The sequence below is a fragment of the Variovorax sp. JS1663 genome, assembly GCF_002157355.1.
In the GTDB taxonomy this organism is placed as follows: Bacteria; Pseudomonadota; Gammaproteobacteria; order Burkholderiales; family Burkholderiaceae_C; genus Variovorax.
The window spans coordinates 24,691-37,715 of record NZ_LYMK01000038.1 but is presented as its reverse complement, the minus strand read 5'-3'; the positions used below and the strand labels follow the sequence as shown (position 1 = coordinate 37,715).

The 13,025-nt window shown below is 70.7% G+C and carries 10 protein-coding genes; 3 read left to right on the top strand and 7 right to left on the bottom strand.

Annotated features, from left to right (window positions below):
* Positions 1-21 precede the first annotated feature (21 nt).
* Together A8M77_RS25875 and A8M77_RS25870 are read right to left on the bottom strand one after the other, a co-directional pair.
* Positions 22-1,128 carry an SDR family oxidoreductase gene (locus tag A8M77_RS25875; protein ID WP_143694760.1) on the bottom strand — a complete coding sequence of 369 codons (1,107 nt, stop codon included), beginning with the start codon at positions 1,126-1,128 and terminating at the stop codon, positions 22-24.
* Positions 1,129-1,393: 265 nt separating this feature from the next.
* The gene (locus A8M77_RS25870; RefSeq protein ID WP_086924389.1) at positions 1,394-2,389 is read right to left on the bottom strand and encodes a Bug family tripartite tricarboxylate transporter substrate binding protein; all 996 of its coding nucleotides are present in this window, start codon (positions 2,387-2,389) and stop codon (positions 1,394-1,396) included.
* A 173-nt stretch (positions 2,390-2,562) separates the two neighbouring features.
* Between A8M77_RS25870 and A8M77_RS25865 the strand changes: the two genes are divergently transcribed.
* The 3 genes from A8M77_RS25865 (at position 2,563) to A8M77_RS25855 (ending at position 5,946) form a co-directional block, all read left to right on the top strand.
* Positions 2,563-3,879 carry a Rieske 2Fe-2S domain-containing protein gene (locus tag A8M77_RS25865; RefSeq protein ID WP_086924388.1) on the top strand — a complete coding sequence of 439 codons (1,317 nt, stop codon included), beginning with the start codon at positions 2,563-2,565 and terminating at the stop codon, positions 3,877-3,879.
* Entirely contained in the window at positions 3,876-4,826 is a 951-nt protein-coding gene (locus A8M77_RS25860) for a PDR/VanB family oxidoreductase (RefSeq protein ID WP_086924387.1), read from the top strand. Before A8M77_RS25865 ends, A8M77_RS25860 begins: the two co-directional genes overlap by 4 nt.
* An 88-nt stretch (positions 4,827-4,914) precedes the next feature.
* Entirely contained in the window at positions 4,915-5,946 is a 1,032-nt protein-coding gene (locus A8M77_RS25855; protein ID WP_158100997.1) for a diguanylate cyclase domain-containing protein, read from the top strand.
* Positions 5,947-5,955: 9 nt separating this feature from the next.
* Here the strand turns inward: A8M77_RS25855 and A8M77_RS25850 are convergent, their stop codons facing one another.
* The 5 genes from A8M77_RS25850 to phaC all read right to left on the bottom strand — a co-directional run bounded on the left by A8M77_RS25850 (position 5,956) and on the right by phaC (position 13,019).
* Complete coding sequence (locus A8M77_RS25850) at positions 5,956-7,314, bottom strand: sigma-54-dependent transcriptional regulator (RefSeq protein ID WP_086924385.1); 1,359 nt, start codon at positions 7,312-7,314, stop codon at positions 5,956-5,958.
* The gene (locus A8M77_RS25845) at positions 7,311-9,146 is read right to left on the bottom strand and encodes a sensor histidine kinase (protein ID WP_238136970.1); all 1,836 of its coding nucleotides are present in this window, start codon (positions 9,144-9,146) and stop codon (positions 7,311-7,313) included. Before A8M77_RS25845 ends, A8M77_RS25850 begins: the two co-directional genes overlap by 4 nt.
* Positions 9,147-9,300: 154 nt before the next feature.
* Positions 9,301-10,047, bottom strand: coding sequence for an acetoacetyl-CoA reductase (gene phbB / locus A8M77_RS25840; RefSeq protein ID WP_086924383.1), 747 nt, complete (start codon positions 10,045-10,047; stop codon positions 9,301-9,303).
* 36 nt (positions 10,048-10,083) lie between these two features.
* Positions 10,084-11,265, bottom strand: a complete 1,182-nt coding sequence (locus tag A8M77_RS25835) for an acetyl-CoA C-acetyltransferase (RefSeq protein WP_086924382.1) — start codon at positions 11,263-11,265, stop codon at positions 10,084-10,086.
* 50 nt (positions 11,266-11,315) lie between these two features.
* Complete coding sequence (phaC, locus tag A8M77_RS25830; protein WP_192871682.1) at positions 11,316-13,019, bottom strand: class I poly(R)-hydroxyalkanoic acid synthase; 1,704 nt, start codon at positions 13,017-13,019, stop codon at positions 11,316-11,318.
* Between the last annotated feature and the right edge of the window lie 6 nt (positions 13,020-13,025).

The window sequence follows — 13,025 nt, the reverse complement described above, 5'->3', positions numbered from 1 at the left end:
CTTTCGGAGCGGCCGTGCGGCTCATGCCGGAAGCACCTCGCTCGCCTGCAGCTCGCGCAGGCGCTGCACCAGCGTGGCATCGGTCTCGATGCAGTCGTGGAAGCCGGCGCGGCGGATCTTGCCCGTCGCCAACACGATGTCGTGCGCCTGGCGCAGCATGTAGTCCATCCAGCGCCAGTCCACGACACGGCCGATGTCGACCGGCCGCAGCCCGTGGCGATGGGCGATGCGGTCCCACACCGGCTGCTGCTCCGGCATCATGTCCGCGAGCGGGATCGTCTTGGGCTCGGCCCAGCCCATGCCCAGCGCATCGGCGAGCACCGGCCAGGTCCGGCACCAGCGGGCCGGGTCGCCGTTCGTCACGTTGAAGGCCTGGTCCTCGGCTGCCGAGGCCTCCGCGGCCCAGGCGGCGGCCGCGCCGATCTGGCGCGCGTCCGCGATCTGGTGCAGGGCCTCGTAGGCCCCCGTGCTGCCGGGAAAGCGCAGCGGCATGCCCAACTCCCTGCACACCGCGGCATAGAGGCCGATGCCCAACACCAGGTTCATCGGGTTGCCCACCGCATAGCCGGAGACGAAGGGGGGGATCAGGTTGACCCAGCGCCATGGCGTGCCGCGGCTGGCCTGGCGCAGCCAGTCCTCCTGGTCGTAGTAGAAGTTCGGCGGCAGCTGTCGCGCATCGCTCTCGCGGCAGGGCGTCGGGCTGGCGCCCCACTGGATGCCGTAGAACTTGGCGCCGGTCACCAGCACCACCTTGCGCAGCGCGGGCGAGGCCTGTTGCACCGCCTCGACCACGTGGCGCAGCATCGCCAGGTTGGGCCCGACCTCGGCCGCGCGGCTGGGTGCCGGCTGGAAGGCTGCGTAGAACAGGTGCGTGATGTCCGCGTGCGGCGACAGGGCCCGTGCGCAGGCGGCCGGATCCATCAGGTCCACCGCCACGCCCTCGGTGCCGGCCAGCGCGGCGCCCGAGCGGCTCGCGCACAGCACGCGCCAGCCCTGCCCCGCCAGTTGCTCGGCAATGCCGCGCCCGACGATGCCGCTGGCCCCGGCGACCAGCGCTGTCTTCAGTGGCCCCATTGCAGCCCGCGCGGCCTGCAGCGCATGGCGCCAGGACGGACATTCGTGGAACACCGCGGAACCGGCTTTGCCGGGCCGCGGGGTGCGCCCCCGGTGAGGGGGTTGGCGGACCACACGAAGTGGGGGAGCCTGGGGGAGAGCTTCATTTCAGTTGCTCCACCGCGCTTCGCGCGACCCGCGACGCATGAAACACGCAGGCCGCGAAGCCGGCCCGTTCGGGAGCACCCGCGGAACCGGCTTTGCCGGCCCGCGGGGTGCGCCCCCGGTGAGGGGGTTGGCGGACCACACGAAGTGGGGGAGCCTGGGGGAGAGCGTCATTTCAGCTGTTGAGGGTGATGTTTAGGCGCTTGATCAGATCGCCCCAGATCTGGCTATCTCCGAGCGCCAGCTTGCGGAAGGATTCGCCGTGCACCTGGGAGGGAAGGCCGCCGCCGCGGCGCACGGACTCCTGGAACGCCGGGTCCGCCTGCATGTCGGCCACCGCCTTCAGCAGCTTCGCACTGACGGGCGCCGGCATGTTCGCCGGGCCCACCATGCCGAAGAGCTGGTCCGGGATGCGCGCGGCCAGGCCCGACTCCGTCAGGTTCGGCACGTTCGGCAGCGCCGGATCGCGGCCCTCGCCCGTCACCGCCAGCGCCTTGATGCGCCCCGCCTGGATCAGCGGCAGCGAGGTGGCGAGCGAGGCAATGGTGTACTGCACGTCGCCGGCCATCATGGCCGCGTCGGTCTCGTTGCCCGTCTTGTAGGGCACGTGCACCGCCTTGATGCCGGCGGCCGCGTTGAACTGCTCCACCGCCAGGTGGATGCTGTTGCCTACCCCGCTGGAGCCGAAGTTGAGCGTGCCGGGCTTGGCCTTGGCCAGGGCGATGAAATCCTGCAGCGTGTCCACGCCCAGCTTCGGCGACACCGTCAGCACCTGGCGCGAGGTCTGGATCAGCCCCAGGTAGGTGAAGGACTTCTCGACGTCGTAGCCCGGGTTCTTGATCAGGTGCGGCGCAGACGTCAGCGAGGTGGTGGTCCCCATGCCGATCGTGTAGCCGTCCGGCTGTGCACGCGCCACCGCCGCCATGCCGATGGTGCCGGAGCCGCCCAGCTTCAGGTCCACGATGACGTTCTGGCCCAGGCGCCGGCCGAGGTCGGCCGCGATCAGGCGCGCCAGGATGTCGACGGCGCCGCCGAAAGGCGAGATCAGGGTGATGGGCTTCTCGGGCCAGTTCCCCTGGGCAAGCAGGCGGCCGGGAAAGGCGGCCAGGGCGGCGGTGCCCGCCGCGATCTGGAACAGGGCGGCGCGGCGGCCGGGGCTTGGGGCGGACATGGCGGACTCCTGGATACGTGGGGATCCTATAAGTCTAATGGACTGACCAATAGATTATTCCTGGGTTTAACCCCGAATCCGATCGTTCCGCTCCATCTTCCGTTTTGCAGGTTTCGATATTAAAATGGTAAGACCAATCACCATTTCACCCACCACAGCCCACGGAGCTCCCCATGCTCACCCCTGAAGACAACGAAACCCTCGTGCGCGTCGGCCCGGGCACCGCCATGGGCGGCCTGATGCGCCTGTACTGGCTTCCCTTTCTCCCCGTCGCGGACCTGCCGGCCGGCGGCATGCCCCAGCGCGTTCGCCTGCTGGGCGAGGACCTGATCGCCTTCCGCGACAGCGAGGGGCGGCTCGGCCTGGTGGACCATGCCTGCCCGCACCGCGGCGCGCCGCTGGTCTTCGGCCGCAACGAGGACTGCGGCCTGCGCTGCGTCTACCACGGCTGGAAGTTCGGCACCGACGGCCGCGTGCAGGACCTGCCGGCCGAGCCGGCCGAGAGCCGGCTGAAGGACAAGGTCCGCCTCAAGGCCTATGCCTGCCGGGAACGCAACGGCATCGCCTGGGCCTACATGGGCCCGCAGCAGGACAACCCGCCGCCGCTGCCGGAGATGGAATGGAACCTGGTGCCGGCCGAGCGCGTGCACGTGAGCTTCCGCGTGCAGGAATGCAACTGGCTGCAGGCGGTCGAGGGCGAGATCGACTCGGCCCATGCGCCCATCCTGCACGGCCGCATCGACGCGCAGGGCGCCATCAGCGACTGGATCGCCAAGCGCGACCTGCGCCCCAGCTTCGAATGCCAGCGCCAGCCCTTCGGCATGAGCGTCGCCTCGCGCCGCAAGCTGGACGACGAGACCAGCTACTGGCGCGTGAACCAGTTCCTGCTGCCCTTCTGGACGCTGGTGCCGCCGCAGTCGCAGTACCCCGAGCTGTCCGGCCATGCCTGGGTGCCGATCGACGACCACCACACGCTGTGCATCATGTTCTCCTACCACCCCGCGGAAAAACTCTACGACAAGACGCGCGCGCTGTTCGAGAAGGGCCACGCCGGCCGCGAGACCGGCCATGCCAGCAACGATGCCTTCGCGCCGCGGCCCGCCACCGAGCCTTTCGCCAAGTACTGGACGAAGTACACCCGCCAGAACGGCTACCTCTTCAACTACGACGCGCAGACCAAGACCTGGTTCTCCGGCCTGCCGGGCCTGTGGGTGCAGGACGCGGCCTGCCAGTCCGGCGTGGCCGCCATCTACGACCGCAGCAAGGAGCACCTGGGCATCAGCGACACAGGCGTGGCGATGACGCGGCGCCTGCTGCTCGAGACGGTGCGCAACCTGCAGGGCAGCGGCACCGAGCCGCAGGGCGCGCGCGACCCCGCCACCTTCATGGTGCGCGCGGTGTCCCTCACGCTGCCCACCGGCGTGCCGTGGCAGGAGCACCGCGAGCACACGGTGGCGAAGCTCGACGCCGGCTTCGGCTACACGCCGTGACCGGACCGCAACTGCTCCTGCGCCAGCTGCGCCGCGAGGCGGAAGGCATCGTGTCCTACGAGTTCGTCTCCGCGGACGGCGCGCCGCTGCCGCCCTTCACGGCCGGCGCACACATCGACCTGCAATTGCCCGGCGGCCTGCTGCGCAGCTATTCGCTGGTGAACGACCCGGCCGAGCGGCACCGCTACGTGGTCGCGGTGGATCGTGCGGCCGAGAGCCGCGGCGGGTCGGCCTGGATGCACACGGTGCCGCGGCCCGGCGACCGCATCGCCGCCGGCGCGCCGGTCAACGACTTCCCGCTGTACGAGGATGCGCCGTTGTCGGTCTTCATCGCCGGCGGGATCGGGATCACGCCCTTCCTGGCGATGGCCGCGCGCCTGAACGCGCTGGGCCATCGCTGGCGGATGCACTACGCGGTGCGCTCGCGGCAGCGCGCAGCGTACGTGCAGGAACTGCAGGCGCTGGACCGAACCGGCGACTCCGTGATCCTCCACTGCACCGGTGAAGACATGGAACGGCCGGACATCACCGCCATCGTGCGCGCGGCGCCGGCCGGATCGCACCTCTACTGCTGCGGGCCGAACGGCATGCTGGAGGCCTTCACCGCGGCCTGCGGCGGCCTGGCGCCGCAGCGCGTGCATCTGGAGCGCTTCAGCGCCAGCCAGGAGGCCGCCACCGCAGGCGGCTACGAGGTGCAGCTGGCCCGCAGCGGCAAGACCCTCAGCGTGGAGGCCGGCAAGACCCTGCTGGACACGCTGCTCGACGCCGGCGTGCCGATCCAGTATTCCTGCTCGCAGGGCATCTGCGGCACCTGCTGCACGCCCGTACTGGAAGGCACGCCCGACCACCGCGACGACTACCTCACCGACGAGGAGAAGGCGGCCAACCGCGCGATGATGGTCTGCTGCTCCGGCAGCCTGACGCCGCGGCTCGTGCTGGACATCTGAGCTTCGCCCCTTCCTGGTTCGGCCGATCGACTCCAGCGATGGAGGAATGGGTAAGATCGCCGCCGATCGCGAATCAGGGAGAGAAAAAATGCAGAAGGCGATGTTGTCGGCCCCGCGGCTCGCGGGCGCCATGCTCACGGTGCTTGCCATCACGCTCCTGCCGGCACTCCGGCGCCTGGCCGGGAGCGAACGGAAGACCCAGCCCATCCACACGGACGAGCGCGCGTTGCGCGACCTCGTCGCCGTGTTCGAGCACACGACCGACTACGTGGTCCAGACGGACGCGCGCGGCCGCATCCACTACATGAACCCGGCCCTGCGCCAGGCCCAGGGCATCGGCCCCGACGAACCGGTGCACGGTCTCGACGTCACCCGCTTCAACCCGCCCGAGACCAACGACCTGTTCGTCGGCACCATCCTGCCGGCGGCCGAGGCCGAGGGCATCTGGATCGGCGAGACGACGGTGTACGTGGCGGACCGCCGGGTGCTGCCCGTCAGCCAGATGGTCATCGCGCACAAGGGGTCCGACGGCCGGGTCCACCTCTACTCGTCCGTCATGCGCGACATCACGGACCAGCTGGCCGTGCGCCGCCGGCAACAGCAGGAAAGCGCGCGCCTGCTGCAGCTGTCCCAGCGCGATCCCCTGACCGGCCTTCTCAACCGCGCGGGCTTCGAGGCCTTTCTCGACCAGCAAGGCGCCACCCAGGCCCTGGCCCTGCTGTACATCGACCTGGATCGCTTCAAGCCGGTCAACGACACGCACGGTCACGCCATCGGCGACCAGCTCCTCCAGCAGTTCGCGCATCGGCTGCAGGGGCTGGTGCGCCCCACCGACGCGGTGGCCCGGCTGGGAGGAGACGAGTTCGCCATCGCCTTGGCCGGCATGCGCGATGGCGCGCAGGCGGAGGCCATCGCCGAAGAGGTCGTGGCAGCCGCACGGCTGCGCTTCGAGGTTGCAGGCCTCGGCCTGGAGATCGGCGCCAGCGTCGGCGTGGCGCTGGGCGCCGCGGCGTCGGACGGCTGGCGCGCGCTCATCGAGCGTGCCGACCGGATGCTGTACCGGGCCAAGGCGGCCGGCCGGGGCCGGCACGCGAGCCTCGCGCAGGGCGAGTTGCGCTGACCGAAGCTGTCAGCCCTCCTGCTTGAACCCCTCGGTCGACACCCGCAGCCGCTTCAGCTTGTCGTACAGGGTCTGCTTGGGCAGGCCCAGCGCCTTGGCAGTCAGGACCACGTCGCCGTGGCAGCGCCGCAGTTCCTCGGTGATCATGACCCGCTCGAAGCGCTCCATCTGCGCCGGCAGGCTGCTCGGCAGCTCCGCGCCGCCGGCCGTCGGCAGCAGGCGGTCGCCGGGCAGGCTCAGCACGAAGCGGTCGGCCACGTTGCGCAGCTCGCGCACGTTGCCGGGCCACGCATGGGCCATGAGCTCGCCCAGCTGCGCCCCTCCGAGGATGGGCGCCGCGCGCTGGTAGCGGCTCGCGGCCAGCAGCATGAAGTGCTCGAACAGGAGCGGGATGTCCTCCCGCCGCTCGCGCAGCGGGGGCAGCTCGATGAAGGCCACGCCGATGCGGTAGTACAGATCGGCCCGGAACTTCTGGCGGTCGCTCAGGGCCTTGAGGTCGTCCTTGGCCGCGGCGATCACGCGGCAGTCCACCGGCACCAGCTTGTTCGAGCCGAGGCGCTCGATGGCGCGCTCCTGCAGCGCGCGAAGGAGCTTGATCTGCACCGCCATCGGCATGCTCTCGATCTCGTCGAGGAAGAGCGTGCCGCCCTGCGCATGCTCGAACTTGCCGATGCGCACCCGCGTGGCACCTGTGAAGGCGCCGGCCTCGTGGCCGAAGAGCTCGCTCTCGGCCAGGGACTCGGGCAGCCCGCCGCAGTTCACCGGCACGTAGTTGGCGCGGCGCCGCTCGCTGTGATCGTGCAGGCAGCGCGCCACCAGGTCCTTGCCAGTGCCGGTCTCGCCGTAGATCACGACGTCGGCCGACGTCCCCGCCAGGTTGAGCACCTCGCGCCGCACACGCTGCATCTGGGCCGAGCGGCCCAGCAGGGCGGCCTCGATGCCATGCCAGTTCTCGAGGTGGTCGCGCAGCTCGCGCACCTCCAGCGTCAGCGCCCTCTTCTCGGCGGCGCGCCGCACCACCGCGACCAGGTGCTCCGAGGGAAAGGGCTTCTCGATGAAGTCGTAGGCACCCTGCCGCATCGCATGCACCGCCATCGCGATGTCGCCGTGGCCGGTGACCAGGATCACCGGGAGTTCGGCATCGACCGCGCGGATCTCGCCCAGCCAGTCCGTGCCGGCCATGCCGGGCAGCTTGACGTCGCACAGCACCACCACCGGCGCGCCGAAGCGGATGCGCGAGCGCGCCTCCTCCACGCTGGCGAAGCCGTCGACCGTGAGGCCGGCCAGCTCCAGCGCCTGGGTGCTGCCCAGGCGCACGTCGGCATCGTCCTCGACGAAGATGACGCGGATGGCTGTCTTGTCGCTCATGAAACGGTTTCCTGTGCCGCCACCATCGGCAGCTCGATCGTGAAGCAGGCGCCCGAGCCGCCGATGTTGGCCGCCCGCAGGCTGCCGCCGAGCTCGCGCACGATGTGGGCCGAGATCATCAGGCCCAGGCCCAGGCCGGCGCCGGCCGGCTTGCTGGTGACGAAGGGATCGAAGAGGCGCGGCAGGATGTCGGCGCGGATGCCGGGGCCGGTGTCGCAGACCTGGATCTGGCAGCGGTGCTCGGCCACCGGATGCGCACCCGCCTCGATGCGCAGGCGCCGCAGCGACGAGGCCGCCATCGCATCGACGGCGTTGCCCATCAGGTTCACCAGCACCTGCTCCAGGCGCGCCTCCTCGGCCCAGGCGCACAGGCCCTCGGGCTCCACGTGCACCACCAGCTCCACGCCCTTCTCGCGCAGGCGCTCGGACACCAGCAGCTGCGCGTTCGCGATCGACTGCTGCAGGTCGACCCGCACGCGCGCGAGCGTGTTCTTGTAGGCGAAGGCCTTGAGCTGGTAGGTCAGGCGGCCGAGGCGATCGACCAGGTGGCCGATGCGCTGCAGGTTGCCCTTCACGTCGTCGAACCGGTCGTGCTCCAGCAGCACGCAGGCGTTGTCGGAGAGGGTGCGCAGCGCGCCCAGCGGCTGGTTGAGCTCGTGCACCATGCCGGCCGACATCTGCCCCAGCGCCGCCATCTTGCCCGCATGCACCAGCTCGCCCTGCGTGGCGCGCAGGTCGGCCTCGATGCCCTTGCGCGCCTCGACCTCCTCGCCCAGCATCGCCACCGCGCTGCGCAGCTCGGCCGTGCGCAGCACGACCTTGGACTCCAGGCTGTCGTGCGCCGCCTGCAGCGCGGCGCGGCTGGCCAGCTTGGCGCGCAGCGCGCGCTGGCGCTGCGTCAGCACCGTCGCGACCAGCAGCAGCACCATCGCGCCCAGCGCGGCCATGAGCGCGAGATTGCGCGCGCTGGCGCGCACCGGTGCGGTGTCGTCGAGCGCCACGACGCGCCAGCCCGCGGGTTCGAGGGAGCGGGTCATGCCGAGGTACTGCGCGCCTTCCAGCCGGATCGCGGCCGCGGCGCCGGCCGGGTGCGCCGTCTCGCGCCAGTCCAGCGGCGTCAGCGATGCGACGCCATAGGGCCGCGTGCCGGCGATGTCCGCGAGGGCCTCCGGCCCCAGGGGCGCGAGCGGCCTGAACTTCCATTCCTCGCGCGAGGACAGGATCACCACGCCGCGCTCGTCGAGCACCAGCACCTCGCCGGGCAGCTTGCGCCAGGCGGCCTCGGTGGTCTCGAGATCGACCTTCACCGCCGCCACCCCGCGCCGGCCCTGGCCGAACAGGGCATAGGAGAGGTAGTAACCCGCGCGCCGGCTGGTGAAGCCGACACCGTAGAAGCGGCCCCGCCCGCGCGCCAGCGCATCCTTGACGTAGGGCCTGAACGACAGGTCGGTGCCGACCGGGGTGCCCGGATCGTTCCAGTCCGACGCTGCCAGGCACACACCCGCGGCGTCGATCATGTAGAGGTTCGACGCCCCGGCCGTGGCGTTGATGCGCTCCAGGTAGCGGTTGGTCTGGTCGCGCAGCTCGGCGTTGTCGGGCCGGTCGAGCAGCGCGAAGACGGTGGGCGTGACCTCCAGGAGCGAGGGCAGGTAGTCGAAGCGGGCCAGATCGGCCTCCAGGCCCGCGGCCACCATGTCGAGCCGGTGCTGCGCGGCCTCGCGCAGGCGCTCCAGGCCCGAACGCATGGCCACCGCATGGCCGGCCAGCGCGGCCGCCCCGATGATCGCCAGCGCCACGAGCCAGCCCAGCGCGCGTCGCACGACTGCCTTCATCCCACTCCTCAGCGTCTCCCGCGGCTCCTCATGCCCCATCGGCAGGAGCCTGTCGCCGGACGGGGCGATGTTAGGCCCCCGGCCGGCCCCCGCCCGCGCGGAGAAACGCTCTTGCGCAAACATCCTCTTTGGTGGCCGCCCCGACACACCCCGATCACTGCATGTGCTGGCCGCCGTTGATCGCGATGTTGGCGCCGGTGACGAAGGCCGCCTCTTCGGAGGCGAGATAGATGATCAGCCCCGCCACTTCCTCCGGCTTGCCCAGGCGGCCGACCGGGATGTTGGGCAGGATCTTGGAGTCCAGCACCTCCTTCGGGATGGCCGTCACCATCTTCGTGCCGATGTAGCCGGGCGAGATGGTGTTCACCGTCACGCCCTTCTTCGCCACCTCCAGCGCCAGCGCCTTGGTGAAGCCGTGCACGCCGGCCTTGGCCGCCGAGTAGTTGGTCTGGCCGAAGGCGCCCTTGGAGCCGTTGACCGAGGAGACGTTGATGACCCGGCCCCAGCCGCGGTCCACCATGCCGTCGGCGACCTGCTTGCTCATGTTGAACAGGCTGTCGAGGTTGGTGCGCAGCACCGCGTCCCAGTTGACCTTGTCCATCTTCTTGAAGGTCATGTCGCGGGTGATGCCGGCGTTGTTGACCAGCACGTCGACCGGCCCGAGCTGCTCCTGCACCTGGGCCACTGCCCGCGCGCAGGAATCGATGTCGGTCACGTCGCAGGGCACGGCCAGGATGTCGTAGCCCTCGGCCTTCATCTGCGCCACCCATTCGGCATGCCTGGTGTTGCCCGGCGAATAGGTCACGGCCACCTTGTAGCCGCCGTCCACCATCTTGGTCGAGATGGTTTCGCCCAGGCCGCCCATCCCACCGGTCACGAGGACCACGCGTGCTTTCGTCATCTGTCTTCTCCTTGTGGTTGAAAAAAACTCAGGCTCTCATGCCCGCTCGACCGCCAGCGCGATGCCCATGCCGCCGCCGATGCACAGCGACGCCAGCCCCTTGCCCGCGCCGCGCCGCTGCATTTCGTGCAGCAGCGTGACCAGCACCCGGCAGCCCGAGGCGCCGATCGGATGGCCGATGGCGATGGCGCCGCCGTTGACGTTGACCTTCGCCATGTCCCAGCCCATCTCCTGGTGGACCGCGCAGGCCTGCGCGGCGAAGGCCTCGTTGATCTCCATCAGGTCCAGGTCCTGCGCGCGCCAGCCGGCGTTCTTCAGGCACATGCGCGAGGCCGGCACCGGGCCCATGCCCATCAGGCTCGGGTCCAGCCCGGCCGAGGCATGGGCGCGGATCACGGCCACCGGCTTCAGGCCGAGCACCGCGGCGCGGTCCGCCCGCATCACCAGCACGGCCGCCGCGCCGTCGTTGATGCCCGAGGCGTTGCCAGCGGTCACCGAGCCCGCCTTGTCGAAGGCCGGGCGCAGGCCGGCCAGGCCCTCGGCACTGGTCTTGCGGTTGATGAACTCGTCCTTGTCGAAGACGATCGGCTCGCCCTTCTTCTGCGGAATCGGGAAGGGCAGGATCTCGTCGGCGAAGCGGCCCGCGTCCTGCGCGGCGGCGGCCTTCTGCTGCGACGCCAGCGCCAGCGCGTCCTGCGCCTCGCGCGAGACGGCGTACTTCTTCGCCACGTTCTCGGCCGTGATGCCCATGTGGTACTGGTTGTAGACGTCCCACAGGCCGTCGGTGATCATCGAGTCGACCATCTTCCAGTCGCCCATGCGCTGGCCATTGCGCGAACCCAGCAGCACGTGCGGGGCGGCGCTCATGTTCTCCTGCCCGCCGGCGATGACGATCTCGGCGTCGCCGCACTGCACCGCCTGCGCGGCGAGGATCACGGCCTTGAGCCCCGAGCCGCAGACCTTGTTGATGGTCAGGCCCGGCACGTGGTGCGGCAGGCCGGCCTTGATGATGCTCTGGCGCGCGGGATTCTGGCCGGCGCCGGCGGTGAGCACCTGGCCCAGGATGACTTCGCTCACCGCGTCGCCGGGCACGCCGGCGCGCTCCAGCAGCCCCTTGATGACGTGGGCCCCCAGCTCGGGCGCGGGGGTCGCGGCCAGGCTGCCGCCGAACTTGCCCACGGCGGTGCGGGCCGCGGCGACGATCACGATATCGGTCATGGTGACTCCTTCTCTCTCTGTTGGAAACGACGAATGGCGATGAACGGGCCCTAGGCCGCGTTTTCCTTCACGTAGCGGCCCGGTGCCGGCTCGATGACGGGATGCGCGCGGCTGCCGGCCTTCTTCGGTGCGGCGACCTGGGCGCCCGCATGCGTGGCAAGCCAGCGCGTCCACTCCGGCCACCAGCTGCCGGGCACCGACTCGGCGCCGTCCAGCCAGCGCTGCGGCTCGGCGCCGACCGGGCCCACCCAGTGGTTGCGCTTGCGGGCGGCCGGCGGGTTGATCACGCCGGCGATGTGCCCGCTGGCACCGAGCACGAAGCGCGTGTCGCCGCCCAGCAGCCGGGTGCTCGCGTAGGCGGTGCGCCAGGGCACGATGTGGTCCTCGCGCGAGGCGTAGATGAAGGCCGGGACGTCGATGCGGCCGAAGTCCACCGACTCGCCGCATTGCACGGTGCCGCCCGGCACGCGCAGCCGGTTCTCGAGGTAGGCATGGCGCAAATACCAGCAGAACATCGGCCCGGGCAGGTTGGCGTCGTCGCTGTTCCAGAACAGCAGGTCGAAGGCCGGCGGCGCCTTGCCCTTCAGGTAGCCGTTGACCACGTAGGGCCAGATCAGGTCGTTGGCGCGCAGCGAGGCGAACACCTGGGCCAGCTCCCGCCCGCGCAGCACGCCGCCGCCGCCGATGGCCGCTTCGCGCAGCGCCAGCATGCCTTCGTTGACCAGCAGGCCGATCTCGCCGGGGTCGTGGAAGTCGAGCATGGTGGTCAACAGCGTCAGGCTGGCCGCCTTGTCCTCGCCGCGCGCGGCCAGCACCGCCAGCGCGCAGGCCAGCAGCGTGCCGCCGACGCAGAAGCCCAGGGCGTTGATCCGCTCGGCGCCGGCGATCTCGCGCGCGGTGTCGATCGCGGCGATCACGCCCTGCTCGACGTAGTCGTCCCAGCGCAGGTGGCCCTGTGCCTCCGACACGTTGCGCCAGGACACCAGGAACACCGTGTGCCCCTGCGCCACCGCATGCGCCACCAGCGAGTTCGCCGGCTGCAGGTCGAGGATGTAGAACTTGTTGATGCAGGGCGGCACGATCAGGAGCGGCCGCTCGTGCACCTTCGCGGTCGTCGGCGCGTACTGGATGAGCTGCATCAGTTCGTTCTCGAACACCACGCTGCCCGGGGTGGTGGCAACGTTGCGCCCCACCTCGAAGGCATCCTCGTCGGTCATCGCGATGCGGCCCCGGGCCAGGTCCTGCAGGAACAGGCGCATGCCCTCCACCAGGCTCGCGCCGCCGGAGTCCACCGCGACCTGCATCGCTTCGGGATTGGTGGCCAGGCAGTTGGCGGGGCTGAGCGCATCCAGCACCTGGCGCAGCGCGAAATGCCATTGGGCCTTCTGCTGCGCATCGACCGGCGCCTCGTCGACGGCGCCGCGCAGCAGCTTCGCGTAGCTCTGGTAGTGGCGCACCGCGAGGTCGAAGCGCGGGTCCTCGCGCCAGGCCTGGGCGGCGAAGCGGCGGTCGGCCCCGTCGGCGGGCTCGCCCGCGGGCCAGATCGCAGCCATCTGCCGCAGCGCCTCCTCCTGCCACGCGGCCAGGGCCCGCGCGGCCGCCATCAGCGAGACCGGCACGGGCTCGGCATCCGGCTTCAGCGGCGGGGGCTCGGGCGCGGCGCCGAAGCTGCGCAGCATGGCCTGCTGCATGTCGAACAGCTCGGCGATCCAGCGGCCGAGATCGGGCGTGGGGATGGGCAGGGACGCGCTCATGGAAAG